The 15,249-nt window shown below is 41.0% G+C and carries 12 protein-coding genes and 1 pseudogene; 8 read left to right on the top strand and 5 right to left on the bottom strand.

All coding sequences use genetic code 11. The annotated features are described in order from the left end of the window. From EHR01_RS09395 to EHR01_RS09365, 6 genes and pseudogenes are all read left to right on the top strand, one after another. Positions 1–569: pseudogene (locus EHR01_RS09395) on the top strand (hypothetical protein); the annotation flags it as partial. Between the two features lie 12 nt (positions 570–581). Further along, positions 582–3,785 carry an efflux RND transporter permease subunit gene (locus EHR01_RS09390; RefSeq protein ID WP_135694524.1) on the top strand — a complete coding sequence of 1,068 codons (3,204 nt, stop codon included), beginning with the start codon at positions 582–584 and terminating at the stop codon, positions 3,783–3,785. A 74-nt stretch (positions 3,786–3,859) separates the two neighbouring features. After that, complete coding sequence (locus EHR01_RS09385) at positions 3,860–4,222, top strand: PilZ domain-containing protein (protein ID WP_004788244.1); 363 nt, start codon at positions 3,860–3,862, stop codon at positions 4,220–4,222. A 50-nt stretch (positions 4,223–4,272) separates the two neighbouring features. Then, entirely contained in the window at positions 4,273–5,514 is a 1,242-nt protein-coding gene (locus EHR01_RS09380) for a sensor histidine kinase (RefSeq protein ID WP_135694523.1), read from the top strand. After that, the gene (locus EHR01_RS09375; protein ID WP_135694522.1) at positions 5,511–6,146 is read left to right on the top strand and encodes a response regulator transcription factor; all 636 of its coding nucleotides are present in this window, start codon (positions 5,511–5,513) and stop codon (positions 6,144–6,146) included. Before EHR01_RS09380 ends, EHR01_RS09375 begins: the two co-directional genes overlap by 4 nt. Positions 6,147–6,730: 584 nt before the next feature. Continuing rightward, positions 6,731–7,009, top strand: coding sequence for a hypothetical protein (locus tag EHR01_RS09365; RefSeq protein ID WP_004788263.1), 279 nt, complete (start codon positions 6,731–6,733; stop codon positions 7,007–7,009). 32 nt (positions 7,010–7,041) lie between these two features. Here the strand turns inward: EHR01_RS09365 and EHR01_RS19395 are convergent, their stop codons facing one another. Beyond that, positions 7,042–7,167, bottom strand: a complete 126-nt coding sequence (locus tag EHR01_RS19395) for a hypothetical protein (RefSeq protein ID WP_279306207.1) — start codon at positions 7,165–7,167, stop codon at positions 7,042–7,044. Between EHR01_RS19395 and EHR01_RS09360 the strand changes: the two genes are divergently transcribed. Continuing rightward, positions 7,157–8,986 (top strand): Lnb N-terminal periplasmic domain-containing protein, encoded by a 1,830-nt coding sequence (locus EHR01_RS09360; RefSeq protein WP_244310043.1) that lies wholly within the window; start codon positions 7,157–7,159, stop codon positions 8,984–8,986. The genes EHR01_RS19395 and EHR01_RS09360 overlap by 11 nt on opposite strands. 19 nt (positions 8,987–9,005) lie before the next feature. Here EHR01_RS09360 and meaB read toward each other — a convergent pair whose 3' ends face one another. The 4 genes from meaB to EHR01_RS09340 all read right to left on the bottom strand — a co-directional run bounded on the left by meaB (position 9,006) and on the right by EHR01_RS09340 (position 14,482). After that, the gene (meaB, locus tag EHR01_RS09355) at positions 9,006–10,118 is read right to left on the bottom strand and encodes a methylmalonyl Co-A mutase-associated GTPase MeaB (RefSeq protein WP_135694519.1); all 1,113 of its coding nucleotides are present in this window, start codon (positions 10,116–10,118) and stop codon (positions 9,006–9,008) included. A 102-nt stretch (positions 10,119–10,220) separates the two neighbouring features. Beyond that, positions 10,221–12,359, bottom strand: coding sequence for a methylmalonyl-CoA mutase (scpA, locus tag EHR01_RS09350; protein WP_135694518.1), 2,139 nt, complete (start codon positions 12,357–12,359; stop codon positions 10,221–10,223). Position 12,360: 1 nt separating this feature from the next. Then, complete coding sequence (locus EHR01_RS09345; RefSeq protein ID WP_135694517.1) at positions 12,361–14,172, bottom strand: methylmalonyl-CoA mutase family protein; 1,812 nt, start codon at positions 14,170–14,172, stop codon at positions 12,361–12,363. 1 nt (position 14,173) lies between these two features. Continuing rightward, positions 14,174–14,482, bottom strand: coding sequence for a hypothetical protein (locus EHR01_RS09340; protein WP_004788068.1), 309 nt, complete (start codon positions 14,480–14,482; stop codon positions 14,174–14,176). Between the two features lie 65 nt (positions 14,483–14,547). Here EHR01_RS09340 and EHR01_RS09335 point away from each other — a divergent pair, with 65 nt between their 5' ends. Continuing rightward, complete coding sequence (locus EHR01_RS09335) at positions 14,548–15,216, top strand: lysoplasmalogenase (protein WP_004787986.1); 669 nt, start codon at positions 14,548–14,550, stop codon at positions 15,214–15,216. Positions 15,217–15,249 lie beyond the last annotated feature (33 nt).

Here is a 15,249-nt window from a genome sequence, read left to right as displayed (position 1 = left end):
TCCCTGCCATCGGACTTATGAGTTTTCTTTGGATCTTACGTTTGTACGAGTTAGCTGAGACAAAAATGGAAAAATTGGCTTCTGTTTCCGTTTTCCTACTCACTTCACTTTTTGTGTTTTCGAATTCACTCTATTCACAAGGGATTTTGTCCGGGAAATTTTATGAAACAAAAATGTTTTGTTATCGTGGGATGAATGTTAGTGATTTCCAACCGGCACGGGAGATCGCCGAACAGATAACACCTGAGAAAAAGTACGTTCTCATCAATGCCTTTCATTTTGAAGAAAAATACAATACACGAGGTAGAGTGCTTGCCTCGGATTTCGATCTTGCCATGAAACTAAAGACCTATAAACAAGGGATGGTAAGAAACGATAACAAATACCGATGGAAAGAATGGACAGATTTTGATTCCGTTCTTTTATTGAGTGATGTTTGTCCGGATAGTTTTGTAGAAGAAAAATTTGAAAATCGAACAAAAATCTTGAATAGTAAGTCAACGTTACTCTCAACTTACAGAGAGAGTTCAGGTATTGCTTGTCTCCAAGAATATAAATTGCTCAAATAGAGAAAAAATTTTATGAGTATTGCTTCCTTTTCGATCAAACGCCCCATATTCATTTCCTCGTTAGTCATCATTATGGTGATTACAGGATTTATTTCCTTAAAACGAATCGGTGTTGACCTTTTCCCTGACATCAATATTCCCTTTGTCGTCGTTTCGACGGTGTATCCTGGGGCTGGGCCTGAGGAAATTGAAACCTCCATCTCTAAACCATTGGAAGAGGAACTTAGTTCTATCTCCGGCCTCAAAAGAATCACCTCGAGAAACCAAGAGGGGATTTCGATGGTGTTTGCGGAATTTAACTTAACGACCGATATCAAATACGCGGAACAACAAGTTCGGGATAAAACCGCTCGAGTCAAACCTCTTTTCCCTGAATCTTCCAAAGAACCACTGGTCCAAAGGTTTGACCCCTCGGACCAACCCATCATGAGGATTTCTCTTTTTGCTGATTTACCAGAAGGGGAACTCTATGATTTGGCAAAAGAAAAAATCAAAACCAAACTAGAGCAGGTGAATAACGTTGGTGCGGTGAAAATCATCGGGGGTTCTCGTCGGGAAATTCACATTGAATTAGATCGTAACAAAATCAATTCCTACCAAGTCCCAGCCATAGCCATTGGAAACCAGATCAAAAACTCTGGTGTAAACATCCCTGCAGGAAAGGTGGAAGGTGGTGATAAAGAAACTTCCTTTCGAACCGTTGCTAAGTATGAATCCTTATCTCAAATTGAAAACACGGTAGTCTCCTTCGGAGGAGAGTTTGGGCGAGGGGTTTTAGTCAAAGACCTTGGCCAAGTTAAGGACACTCTTCAAGACCGCCAAACATTGGGTATGTTATATGCTCCAATCAAAACGGAGGAACACGAAGAACCTTCAATCATTGGAAAATTATTATTCAAATACGAACCACCTAAAAAAGAAAGGATTCAAAAAACTGCTCTCTTTTTGGATGTGTACAAACAGTCAGGTGCCAACACAGTAGAAGTGGCTGATGGAATCCTCGGAAAAATTGATACCATCAACGCACAAATCAAAGATTTAAAAGGAGCACCTAAGGTCATTCTGATTCGGGACGGATCCAAATGGATTCGGGCCAATATTGAAGATGTGACGATTGCCATCATCCTTGGAATCTTACTGGCTGTTATTGTCGTTTATCTTTTCCTTGGGAACGTTCGTTCCACCTTAATTACCGGGATGGCTCTCCCCAACTCTATGTTAGGTGCCTTTATCATTATGTATGCAATGGGTTTTACCATGAACGTAATGACCCTTCTTGCTCTCTCTCTTGCCGTTGGACTTCTTGTGGATGATGCCATTGTGGTTCGGGAAAATATTTTCCGTAAACTAGAAGAAGGCGAATCGGTGATTGTTGCTGCAAGGAAGGGAACGGAGGAGGTAACCCTTGCCGTCATTGGAACTTCCTTAACGGTGATTGCAGTTTTTTTACCCATTGGATTTTTATCTGGAATTGTAGGTCAGTTTTTCAAACAGTTTGGACTCACCGTTGTTTTTGCGATGATCATCTCGTTGTTTGATGGATTAACTGTAGCACCAATGTTATCTGCTTATTTTGCAGGGAAAACGGATATCCATAAAAAGAAAAATTTTGTCCTTCGTAACTTTGATAAGTTTCAAGATTTTCTGGACAAAATGTACGGAATCATTATGAAATTTGCCCTAAAAAAACCTTGGGCTGTGATTTTGTTAACCTTCCTTACATTGGTCACTAGTATTTTTTCTCTCGCCTTTGTGAAAAAGACCTTCTTACCTGCAAACGACCAAGGTGAGTTTATGGTCAATGTGGAGATGGCTCCAGGAACTTCCTTACAAGGGACAGCGGAAGTGGTGAAAGAAATTCAAAATGCCATCATTAAAACGGTTCCTGAGTTGGAACTTTTGGCAACGGTTGTTGGAAATAGTGATGGTGAATCCAATATTGCAACTATTGGTGTGGCACTCCTACCTTCCGAATACCGCAAACGCACTACAGGTGATGTCAAAGACCAAATCCGTGAATATCTAAAACAATACCCGCAAGCAAGACCGAAAGTGAACGACTATTCGGCGATAGGTGGTGGAGTTCAATATCCATTCAACTTAAACCTAAAGGGTGAAAACTTAAAAGACTTAGAAGCATATTCTTTCAAAGTTATGGAAGAATTACGAAAAATCCCAGATCTTACAGATGTGGACACAACGTATAGAACGGGGAAACCTGAATTCCAAGTTGTACCAAACCGATCCAAAATGCAAACCGTTGGAGTTGTGGCAGGGGTCATGGGAGCCGAACTTCGTTACCATATCGAAGGTGGGGAAGTGGCCAAGTATTTGGAAAATGGAATTGAATATGATGTAAGACTTCGTTTGAGAGAAGACCAAAGAAACTTACGTAAGTCTTTCTATGAAACAAGAGTTCCCAATATCCAAAACCGACTCATTCCTCTAAATGCCATTGCAGATGGAAAAGAAAGTAGTTCACCTGCACGGATCATCCGGGAAGACCGGTCTCGGGTAGTTCCTATCAATGCCAACTTGGCACCGGGGGGAGCGATTGCCTCTGCTTCGGAAGCAGCCACAAAGATTCTAAAAGAAAAACTTCCACCGCCTCCAGGAATTACTTATACCTTTGTAGGCCAATCGGAAGACTTTAAGGAACTTTTACAAAACATTGTCCTTGCATTCGGGATGGCTCTCATCTTCATCTATCTGGTGTTAGCTTCTCTTTATGAGTCTTTTATCACACCGATCACAATCCTTTTTGCCATCCCTCCAGCCATTTCGGGAGCCTTCTTTGCTCTCGCTCTAACCGGTGAGATGTTAAATTTATTCAGTATGATCGGACTCATCCTTCTTATGGGACTTGTGGCTAAAAACTCCATCCTTCTTGTGGATCATGCAATGCTTGCGATGAAAGAACATGGGATGTCTCGGGACGAAGCGATCTTCGATGCAGGATCAAAACGACTACGTCCGATTCTTATGACTTCTCTTGCGATGATTGCGGGAACTTTGCCAATTGCTTTGGGAATCGGAGAAGCATCCAAATCAAGAACTGCTATGGGGATTGCCATCATTGGAGGTCTTGTTTTATCGACACTCATCACTCTTATTGTGGTGCCAGCAGTGTTTGGATACATTGATCGCATTCGAGAAAAAATTGAAGGTGCTTTCCGTCCTGATTATGAAATTCGTCCTGAGGATTTAGAAGACTAAACCATTATTTTGGTCAATTCTCAGGCATAAATTTAAACTTGCCCAAACTTTGAATTCGGCGTTCTCTTGCTATCATGTCCAGCGAACGCCGAATCTACAAACGAATCTCCGAAAAAGTCCATCTCACCTACCGAGTGATCCAATCGGGAGCCGGTTCTTCTCAGTTTTTACCAAAAGACAAAGGAGAAGGGGATTCCCAAGACATTTCTGAAGGGGGACTTTTGTTTCGAACCAAAGAACCTATGCCACTTGGAACTCGACTGGAATTAGAATTAAGATTTCCTGATGTGAAGTATGTTTTGTATCCAAAGGCAAAGGTTGTACGATTGGAAGAATTTGGCGAAGGGGCATTTTATGAAGTAGGTCTTGAGTTCAACCAAATGTTTGACGATGACCAAAAACTTTTGTTGGAACATATCAGTCGACTGGCTGTGTAATCTGAACCAATTCCGAGTCCTAAAAAGTTTAATTCTTTGGTAACCCTCTAATGTTGCAAAGGTTGTTTGTCCTTTTTCGTGGGATTCCTCTCGAACCGATTTCTCTGCTCGCCGTATATTCCGAGATTATCAGCAAATTGTATTTTCTTGGATTCGCTTATTGTTTGGCGTATCTCCAAAGTGTGTATTTGGAATGGAATGCTTTAGACCAAACCAATTGTATTTTATCGGCCATCCAACTTGTACTCAGTATCCTCTTGGTATTGACTTCCTTTTTTTATAGAAGGTTTTTTGGTTTTGCTCCCATCATTGTTCGTTTGACTTTTTTTCTTTTGGTATTGGTCGAAATTGAAACTGGATTTCATGATCCTTCCATTCCTTATTTTGATCCAAGGAATTGGCTTACCATCACCGCCTTACTTGCCACTTCCTCTTTCTTTTATCCAGGACTTGTTTGGCAGTACATTTTAGAATGGTCCTTTGTACTTTTAATTTATATCTTTCGGGTGTACTTTGCCAACCAAACTGTCATCCCGATGGAAACTTGGAGAGAGATGTCCACCATCTTCCCTTTGTTCCTTGTCGCCTTTTTTTTAAACCACTGGTGGTTTCGCACTCGTTACATTGCTGCTTATCGTGGGATGTTACTCGAAGAAAAACGGAGAACATTTTTCCAAGACATCCATGATAGTTTAGGCTCACAATTAACGGATTTAGTGTTACTCACTCAAAAAATCGAAAAAAAACCGACAGAGATCACTGAGATACAATTACAAAAATTAAGGCAACTTTCAGAGTCAGCCCTTCAATCCTTACGCACGCAAGTCCAAGAAGAAGACCAAAGAGATTTGATCCAAGAATCTTTGTTAGACGGATTAAAACTTTTAGTCAAAAAACGATACAAACTTGTGGGTCGTACGATAAACCTAAAATGGGATTCCATAGGAGATGAGACAATGATCAAAATTCCCGATCCTGAGGTAGCCCATCATATCCTTCAATTCTTCAAAGAAGTGACAACCAATGACTTACGACATGGAAACGGGACTTCTGAATGGAAGATTGATCGAACACCGGATCATATGGTATTCCAATTTGTCACTGAACTAGAAAAATCGAACGGAAAAGAAAAGGTTATGGATATTCATCCAAACAAACAAGGATGGAATGAATCTGGAATAGGCGAACGAGGCCTCCACCAAAGAATCAAATCTTTAAATGGTGATCTTACCATAATGGAATCTCCATACCAGATCCATATGAAACTTCCAATGAGTTTATTTCATATATGAAACCAATTTCCATCGATATCATCGAAGACAATGTAGATTTTTTACAATCGTTATGCGGGGTTTTAAAACAAAATTCTCATCTAAATTTGGTTACTTGGAATTCAGCTGAAGATTTTTGGGCGAATGGACAATCTAGAGAATGGGATTTACTCATTTTGGACATTGGACTACCTGGTATGAGTGGAATTGATGTACTCAAAACTTACCATACAATCGAATCGAGAAAAAGCCTTGTGATTTCCGCCTTACAAACGGATGACGCTATCTTTTCAGCACTTCGGAATGGAGCTTCTGGCTATATTTGGAAATCAGAGTTGGACTCTCTTCCAGAGACCATTCAAACCATTTTGGAAGGAGGGAGTGTGATTTCTCCTTCGATCGCCGCAAAAGTATTGTTAAGTTTTCGAAAACCTCCGACTATTTCCGACCCTTCTGGTGTTGAAGTTCTCACTCCCAGGGAAAGACAAATTTTGGAACTGATTGTAGAAGGGGACAACCCAAGCCAGATCGCTTCTTTATTTGGAACAACTGTAGGAACTGTCCGCCAACAAATCAAAGCCATCTATAAAAAACTCCAAGTGAACACTCGGGTGCAAATGCTAAAAAAAGCCCGCCAGTTCGGAATTTTTTAAAGGGATATGAAATTCTAATTTATACCATCTGGTAAATGGACACTTACTGAAAACATGTTTATACTATCTCATCAACTTACCAGAATACAAACAAATGCGACTAGAAACAATTCATTGGATCTCTGCTCTCCTCATCAAACTAAGGCTTGTTTTATGGTTTGGTGTGTACTTAGCTCTTGTATTTCTGATGAATTGGGTTTTATAAAGGGAAATCCAAAAAACAAAAGTATCCATTTGGGAATGTCCCTTTCCTTCCTTTTTATACCATTTGGTAGATAGACAGCGACTCTCGTCTCTGTTAGCATGATTCTAATAATCCCAGTCTGTCCTACCCTGGCTGGCGAATAGCGTAGAATTTCCATTTAACATTCCATTGCTTGGTGCAAGTGCCATCGTGTTCGAGACCACGGTGGTATTTTTTTTGCCCACCGAGTGCGTTCCTTTAAATTTTAGAATGATCATAGGTGGCAAAATCACCTACAAACGATCTAAAAAATTACCATTCTGTAACATCTGTTCCCCGAAAAAATATTGCACCGAGGAAATGGGAAGATAGCCTTGGCTACACTTTCATAGGAGAATTTATGAAGAAAATTTTACTCATGGCAGCAGTTGCAGCTTTCATTGCAAACTGTTACAGCATCGACAAAACTAAAGTGGGCGGAAAAGAAGTAGTAACTGCTACTCAAATGAACCCAGCTATCTTTACACTTTGGGGTGCTCCTGTTACTGCTTGTTTAGATGACCTAAACAAAGAAGGTGTGACTCAAGTTGTTGATGCAAAAGGTCCTGCGACTCACGGATTGTTCACTACAAGCCGTATTTCTACAACTGAAGCTTGCCAAGCTACTGGAGTTAAGTAAGTTTTTTGTTGGGCTGAGGCAACTTTTGTTGCTCAGTCCAACTTCTCTCCTCTTTCATTGAACCGACTCCATACTTTTTTTCTTACAACTTTTTTCTTCTTTTGTTTTTCTGCCTCACCCATACTTTCCCAACCAAACATTCCTGATTTGGATTCCATTGAAAAAGCTTCATTGGAAAGAGATTGGCTCGTCCTCCTTCACTACCAAACTTCCAAATGGAAAAAGAAACATAAAAGTTTGGCAGACGGACCTTCCTTTTTTTTATCTGTGGACGGTCTTACCAATCCTACTTCTGAATTAAAAGCTCATTTGGATCTCTTTCAAAAACCGAAAGAAGAATTAATCAAAATGGAATGCAAATTCCCTGCCAGGTTCCATTGGATTCGCAAACGATTTGGATTTCCCGTCGACCCAACTTGGGAAGAACAATGTACGAAGTGGCCTGAGTTTAAAAACCAAATGCGAGCAAAATCAGTTTCGGTGATCTTTGCTTCCTTCCATCCGGAACATCCAGCTTCATTATTTGGGCATACGATGCTTAAATTTAATGAAGAAAAACCAAATGGAGTTGTTTCTGAAGATTTAATTTTGAATTATGCGGCAACAGTTCCTGGCAACATCGATCCAATTTCATTTGTGATATATGGGCTTGCAGGTGGATTTCATGGATCATTTGAAATTCAAAAATACTTATATAAAATTCATGAATACAATGAATTTGAAAATAGAAATCTTTGGGAATTCAAACTCAACTTAAACCAAGAAGAAGTGGATCAATTGACTCGTCACCTTTGGGAAATGTCACAAAACCATTTTGATTATTATTTTTTAGATGAAAATTGTTCGTTCCGCATTTTGACTCTTCTCGAAGTAGCAAGACCAACGCTGAGACTTACGGATCGAATTTCAGTAATGTTACTGCCAACAGAAAGTTTGAAAATTCTTTCCAACCAAACAGGACTCATTGAACAAATTCAGTTTAGACCTTCTATCATCGAAAGATACAGACACAAATATGGTTATTTAACTTCTTCAGAAAAAACCATTTTAGACAAAATGGTAGATGGGAATATGGATTCTGCATTTGAATTAGACTCAGATAGAAGGACTCTTCTTTTTGATATCTATATCGATCATCTAGTCATTCATAAAATTAAAGCATATGGGAAGATGGAAATCAAAGACCAACAGTTATATACAGAAGCGGACCAAAAAAGAGGAGATATACAAGTTTTAAATTCGTTACCGGATTATTTCCAGATTGATAAATTGTCCAATCCACTTCTTAGCCATGCTCCATCTCAGGTAACAATTGCTCATGGAAATTCGACGAATGGAGGTTATAGTGAAATCCAATATCGGCCAGTCTTACGAGACTTTACAGATTCTTATCTAGGTTATTCTCCATACAATCAAATTTCGTTTTTAAGAATGAATGCACGTTTTTATGAAGATACAAAACAAACCGTAATACAAGAGTTTCATGTTTTGGAAATGTCATCGTTAAATCCAATTGGACAAAAAATTTGGAAACCTTCTTGGCGTTTGGATTTAGGTGTTAAGTCATTGTATACTGAGAAAAATTACATAAAACCAATAACGGAATACTACGGTTATGCGAGTGGCGGTTATGGGGTTGCTTGGGAGCCATTTTATCCTTTTTTCAGGCATCAATTTGTTATGTTTTCTTTTTTGGATCTCAGGGTAGACCAATCACCCATTTGGGGGAGTGGATATCGTTTAGGCGGAGTGAGTAGTACTGGCCTTCTCATTCGTATCTATGAATCTGTTGGATTGATTTTTTCAGGAGACTACAGGTCTTACTTTGCGGGAGATAGAGGGAACTTCCCTGAATTTGTCTCTCAGATCAATTGGACATTATTAGAAAATGTATCATTAGAATTAAAATACAAACAAATTCAAACAAAGGAATTGGATTGGAACGAATACCAAGCAGGGTTAAAAATTTTCTTCTGATTTTTGGTTTGGTGGAAGATCAGTCCATCAAACGTTTGATTTCTTTTAAGAGTGTTGACTGGCCAGACATTAGCTTTGTTTCCGATTCTAGGATGGCCTCTTTTTTTCCTGGTCGCATAAAAAACTGTTCTAAAACTGCTTCTCTTAGAGTTTCTTCAAACCACATCCGGGTTTGGGTTTCCCTATTTTTCGCATAATATCCGTTTGATTTTGTAGTCGAAATATAATCTAAAACCAACTTCCAGATTTCTTCGATTCCTTTTCCGCCGATCCCACTGCAAGTGGTAGCCCTAGGTATCCATTTGGATTCGGGGGCAGGGAAAAGATGGAGGGCCGATTCATATTCGACCCGGGCCCGCATGGCAAAGGGTTCATTTGGCCCGTCCGCTTTATTGATGGCAATGAGGTCAGCCATTTCCATAATTCCCCGTTTGATCCCTTGGAGTTCATCTCCTGCACCGGCAAGCATGAGTAATAAAAAAAAGTCTACCATCGAGTGGACTTGGGTTTCGGATTGTCCCACACCCACAGTTTCAATGATGATGGTGTCAAATCCTGCTGCTTCACAGAGATACATGGACTCTCTTGTTTTTCTCGCAACTCCTCCCAGCGAACCGCTGCTAGGTGATGGGCGAATGAATGCATTTTCTGATTTGGAAAGAATTTCCATCCTTGTTTTGTCACCGAGAATGGAACCTTTGGTTCTTTGGCTACTCGGATCAATGGCAAGGACTGCCAGTTTGTGGTTTTGTTCCAGAAGGTAACTTCCAAAACTTTCGATAAAGGTAGACTTCCCAACACCCGGTACTCCTGTGATTCCGATCCGGATGGAATTTCCTACCTTGGGCATCACAAGCTCCAAAATGGCTTGGGCTTTGTCATTATGTGCTTCTAAATTACTTTCTACAAGAGTGATGGCTTTGGAAAGATGGGTGCGGTTCCCAGAAAGAATTCCTGTCGCTAGTTCCTCTGCCGAGATTTCTTTGCGGCTAAGAGTTTTTCTTTGGTCACGAATATAAGGAGAAATGGCGGGAGCATCGGCGACACCAGGGTTGACAGAAAGTGCCGATTTGGGATTCACAATACCAGAATCCTGATTCTTTTTGCCAATGTCCTCGTTTGGTGTTTCCATATTTGTTGATTCTTTTTGAAAGATCCTAATCAACACCGATCCACTGATGGTAATTTAGCAAATCGGTGTTTGGTGGGATAAGCCCCTTGTTTAACTTTGAACTTAGGCGGCTCTTCTTTCGCCAAGGAGGATGTTCAGAATTTGTTTGGCAGCTTCTGAGATCACAGTTCCCGGTCCAAAAATAGCAGTTGCTCCTGATTTGTAGAGGAAGTCGTAATCTTGTGCAGGAATCACCCCACCCACAACCACGAGTACATCTTCTGCACCCAGTTTTTTTAATTCCTCAATCACTTGTGGAACAAGGGTTTTGTGACCAGCAGCAAGAGAGGACACTCCCAAGATATGACAGTCATTTTCTACAACTTGTTTGGCGACTTCAGCCGGTGTTTGGAACAAAGGCCCGATATCAACGTCAAAGCCCATATCAGCAAAACTTGTTGAGATCACCTTGGCGCCACGGTCATGTCCATCTTGGCCCATTTTGGCCACCATGATTCTTGGGCGGCGTCCTTCTAGTTTTGCAAATTCATCGGCGAGGGATCTTGCTTCGATATACCCTTTGTCTTCGGAAATTTCAGAGGAATACACTCCAGAGATGGAACGAATCACAGCTTTGTACCTCCCAAATACTTTTTCCATTGCATAAGAAATTTCACCAAGAGAAGCTCTTTTTCTGGCAGCATCCACTGCAAGTTCTAGGAGATTTCCATTCCCTGTTTCTGCACATTTGGTGATAGCGTTTAACGCAGCTTCTACGGCTGTTTTATCTCGATCTTTTTTCATTTGTTCCAAACGTTTGATTTGGGCAATCCGAACGGCAGTATTGTCAATGTCTAAAATATCAAGAGGGGCTTCCTTATCCAAACGGAACCGGTTCACACCTACAATCACATCTTTTCCAGAATCGATACGGGCTTGTTTTCTTGCGGATGCTTCTTCAATTCGCATCTTAGGAATTCCCGTCTCAATTGCTTCTGCCATTCCACCTAACTTTTGTACTTCGGTAATCAGGGCCCAAGCTTTGTGGACTAAATCGTTTGTGAGTTTTTCTACATAGAAGGAACCACCCCAAGGATCAATGACCCGGTGGATATTGGTTTCTTCTTGGAGATAAATCTGAGTATTCCTTGCAATCCTTGCCGAGAAGTCGGTGGGAAGGGCAATAGCTTCATCAAGTGCGTTTGTGTGTAAGGATTGAGTATGGCCAAGAGCTGCGGCCATCGCTTCGATACAAGTCCTTCCTACGTTGTTGAAAGGATCTTGTTCGGTGAGAGACCAACCCGATGTTTGGCAGTGAGTTCGTAGAGCCAATGACTTTGTGGATTTGGGTTGGAACTGGTTGACAATCTTTGCCCAAAGAAGTCTTCCTGCGCGCATCTTAGCAATCTCCATAAAATGGTTCATCCCAATCGCCCAGAAAAAAGACAGGCGAGGAGCAAATTCATCTACAGAAAGACCAGAAGCAATCCCTGTTTTGATGTATTCCCATCCATCGGCAAGTGTGTAGGCAAGTTCTAAGTCTGCTGTTGCACCTGCTTCTTGCATATGGTAACCAGAAATGGAAATCGAATTAAACTTAGGCATGTACTTGGAAGTATAACCAAAGATATCGGCAATGATTTTCATGGAATGTTTGGGTGGGTAAATGTATGTATTACGCACCATAAACTCTTTCAAAATATCATTTTGGATGGTACCGGAGAGTTTGTCTCGTGAAACTCCTTGTTCTTCTGCCGCCACAATGTAGAAGGCAAGAACTGGGATGACGGCACCATTCATCGTCATGGAAACAGACATTTGGTCGAGAGGGATTTGGTCGAAGAGGATCTTCATATCCAAAACCGAATCAATGGCCACGCCGGCTTTTCCCACATCTCCCACCACACGGTCATGGTCCGAGTCGTATCCACGGTGAGTGGCAAGGTCAAAGGCAACAGAAAGTCCTTTTTGTCCTGCCGCTAAGTTTCTTCGGTAAAAGGCATTGGATTCTTCGGCTGTAGAGAATCCGGCATATTGGCGGACGGTCCAGGGTTTATTCACATACATGGTGGAATAGGGCCCCCGTAAATAAGGAGGGATTCCCGCCGCATAGTTTAGGTGTTCCATTCCCTCCAAATCAGTCTTCGCATAACGAGATTGGATGGAGATCCCTTCTGCCGTTTGCCAAAGCGAAATGGATTTAGAATCCGGCTGAGGAGAACTGAAAGAAAGAGGGAGTTTTGCAAAATTAGGTTTGTTCATTTTATTTCCCGATCCATTTGGTTTGGGCTTTTTCCATAAATTCCACGATGTTTCGTTTCATATGGATGAAGTCGTCGATTCCGAGTGATTCTGCTTGGTTGATGAGATCTTTTGGGTACCCTGCCAGAAGTTTCCAAGAATTGGTGAGTTGGGATTTCATCTCCGCGGCAAATTCAGGAAGGTAGGTCGCATATTCTTCGTCAGACGAACAAAGGACAACGATTTCGCATCCCTGTTCTTTTGCCTTTGTGACCCCTTCTTTCACAGAAGAAAATCCTAAGTTGTCAATGATTTCATATCCAAGGCAACCGAGGAAATTGGAGCTAAAACCAGCACGAGCTTTTCGCATGGTCAGATCCCCAATCGTAAGTAAAAATACTTTGGGAAGTTTTTTACCAGAAGCCACATGGGTGTCTGTGAGATTTCTCCACTTGTCAAATTCGTAAGAAAGACGAACTGGCACAAGACGCAAGTAACTGGTTTGTCCTTTGGTATTGATATTTTCTTTCGTAACTTCCAAAGAACTTTTCAATTCTGGATGTCTTTCTGAGGCGAGAGGGTATTGGTTGGTTCCGAGTAAAATTTCTTTTTTGTTGGCAAGAGCGTTTCTTTTTTTCTCTGCACGGGCATTGATTTCTTTTTGGATGAATCCTTTTTTGAGTGCTTCTCCAAATCCACCATCTTTCTCCAAATCCTGGAATTTTGCCCAAGCCGATTCTGATAGTTTTTTTGTAAGCACTTCCAAGTAATAAGAACCTGCTGCAGGGTCTTCTACCTTGTCAAGGAAGGATTCATAACGAAGTAGAAGTTGTGAATTCCTCGCAATACGTTTGCCTAACTCTTGTTGTGCGGAGTATTCAGAATCAAATGGTAATACAGTAACAAAGTCGGCTCCACCCATTACAGCCGACATGGCGGTAGTGGTTCCACGTAACATATTGACATAAGGATCATATGCCGTGAATTGAAAATTGGAAGTTCTTGCGACAATCAGTGCGGGAAGAGATTCTCCAAGTCCAGCTTGATAAGCATTTAAGACTTCTGTCCAAAGGATGCGGAATGCACGGAATTTTGCGATTTCCGTGAAATAGTCAGAACCAATTCCCATCCAAAACCAAACGTTGGCTGCCGCATCTTCAATTTTCACACCTGCATCGAGATGACGGTTTAAATAATCCACACCCCAAGAAAGAGAATAAGCTAGTTCTTGGCCAATGGATGCACCTGCATCTCTTAAATAATAACTATGAATTCCCACACCGGAAAACCCTTTGGTTCCCGCAAGCGAAGCGAATGTTTTGCCTATTGAGTTTTCTTCTGTTCCTAGTTCTCCGTTTTTTATTGCGGATCCATATGGGTCAAAGTCACTGAGTACAGTGTTATGCGAAGAAGTAAGTTTCTTTAATGAGTCGGAAAAGGTTGGTGTTTTTTCTTCTAGAGATACAACCAAGGGAAGATTCCCTGTAAGGCCAACCAATCGTTCTAGGTCCTGAGAAGATCCAATCTTTAAACCAGGAAATTTTTCATTCTCCCCTTGGGAGATAAGAACTACGGCATCGGCTCCTTTTTTGGAAAGATCAGTTAATTCGGATTCGGAGGTTATGGTTTCTGTGACATTCCAACCATTGGTTCGTTTGTACACTCGAGGGAGGTCTGAGATATCTTCTTTGCGATAGAAGGGTTCAATTTTGAAACCTTCTTCTGTTTCCCAAGTGACTTTGTCCCAAGGGTTACCTTTTAAATCTTTTAGGATTTGGTTTTTCCAATCCTCAGTAGAAACTTCAGGGAAGTCTGAAAATAGAAATTCGTTCAATTTATTCCTCTACGATTTGGTAATCTTCCATATAACCTGGGAAGTCGCCTAACCCACGTGTGAAGGTGAATTTTGCCGGATAAACAACTAGACGTTTACCTGACTGTAAAAAAGTTCCAGATAGTAGTGTGAAAGGGGAGGCAACAATAAAGGCCGCAGTCCCAAGCACCGTACCGGCAAGACCCATAGGTCGCGCTACAATCAAATCGATCAACATTTCGCCACCAGAAGGAACTTCTCTAGCAGATAAAGTCTGGGTCCAAAGGAGACAGATTAAGAAAAGGATGGACAAGGGTCGTGTTTGTTTCATAGGCTGATCACTCGGGCTTTCATCTGATGAAATCTCGAGAATGATCTCCCTGTAAAGTAAGAAATATGGCTAAAGAAATTGTTTTGTTTGTTCTCTATTCTATTGTGCATCTACTTGCGATCGCTACGATCACAAAACAGGATGTTTTTTATCTCCCTTCGAAAATCATTCCCATCCTGATTCTCATTGTAGCACTCTTTCGCTACTTCCCTAGTTTGGAAAAACGTGGGAAATTGGTGGCTGTAGGACTTGTGTTTTCTCTTTTTGGAGATAGTTTCCTTGCTCTTCCCAAAGAAGGTTTTTTTGTATTTGGGCTTGGTTCCTTTCTCATAGCACAGTTGATTTATTCTTATGCCTTTACATTGGATTCGAAAATCAAACCTATCCTTGCCATTCCCTTTTTACTATTTGGTTCCTCCTTCTTTCTTGTTCTTGTGCCAAAACTAGGTGCTCTTCTCATTCCAGTAGGGGTTTATATTTCAGCGATTTGTCTTATGGGATGGCGAGCAGCTGCTAGGAATTCAGTTTCCAAACCATTTTATTTAGGCCTTTTGGGTGCCTTGGTTTTTATCCTTTCTGACTCCATCATTGCCTATTCGATGTTTCTAAAACCAGAAATGGACAGATTCACTGCATCAATGGGAATTATGGTAACGTATTATATCGCCCAGGTCCTCATCTACTCAGCCACAAAGGCGGAAGAGTTGGATGTACAATCAGTGAAAAATACTTGATTCACTTGAAACTCGAGAGTATCGTATCTATGG

The organism is Leptospira mtsangambouensis, from assembly GCF_004770475.1.
Classification (GTDB): Bacteria; Spirochaetota; Leptospiria; order Leptospirales; family Leptospiraceae; genus Leptospira_A; species Leptospira_A mtsangambouensis.
This window is presented reverse-complemented; position numbering and strand designations above follow the sequence as displayed.

What these genes read in the sequence shown, in the direction of transcription:
- EHR01_RS09385 (WP_004788244.1), top strand. Translation starts at nt 3,860, where the DNA reads ATGTCCAGCGAACGCCGAATCTACAAACGAATCTCCGAAAAAGTCCAT.
- EHR01_RS09335 (WP_004787986.1), top strand. Translation starts at nt 14,548, where the DNA reads ATGGCTAAAGAAATTGTTTTGTTTGTTCTCTATTCTATTGTGCATCTA.
- EHR01_RS09340 (WP_004788068.1), bottom strand. Translation starts at nt 14,482, where the DNA reads ATGAAACAAACACGACCCTTGTCCATCCTTTTCTTAATCTGTCTCCTT.
- EHR01_RS09390 (WP_135694524.1), top strand. Translation starts at nt 582, where the DNA reads ATGAGTATTGCTTCCTTTTCGATCAAACGCCCCATATTCATTTCCTCG.
- EHR01_RS19395 (WP_279306207.1), bottom strand. Translation starts at nt 7,167, where the DNA reads ATGGAATCCAAATCAGGAATGTTTGGTTGGGAAAGTATGGGTGAGGCA.
- scpA (WP_135694518.1), bottom strand. Translation starts at nt 12,359, where the DNA reads ATGAACAAACCTAATTTTGCAAAACTCCCTCTTTCTTTCAGTTCTCCT.
- EHR01_RS09380 (WP_135694523.1), top strand. Translation starts at nt 4,273, where the DNA reads ATGTTGCAAAGGTTGTTTGTCCTTTTTCGTGGGATTCCTCTCGAACCG.
- EHR01_RS09365 (WP_004788263.1), top strand. Translation starts at nt 6,731, where the DNA reads ATGAAGAAAATTTTACTCATGGCAGCAGTTGCAGCTTTCATTGCAAAC.
- meaB (WP_135694519.1), bottom strand. Translation starts at nt 10,118, where the DNA reads ATGGAAACACCAAACGAGGACATTGGCAAAAAGAATCAGGATTCTGGT.
- EHR01_RS09375 (WP_135694522.1), top strand. Translation starts at nt 5,511, where the DNA reads ATGAAACCAATTTCCATCGATATCATCGAAGACAATGTAGATTTTTTA.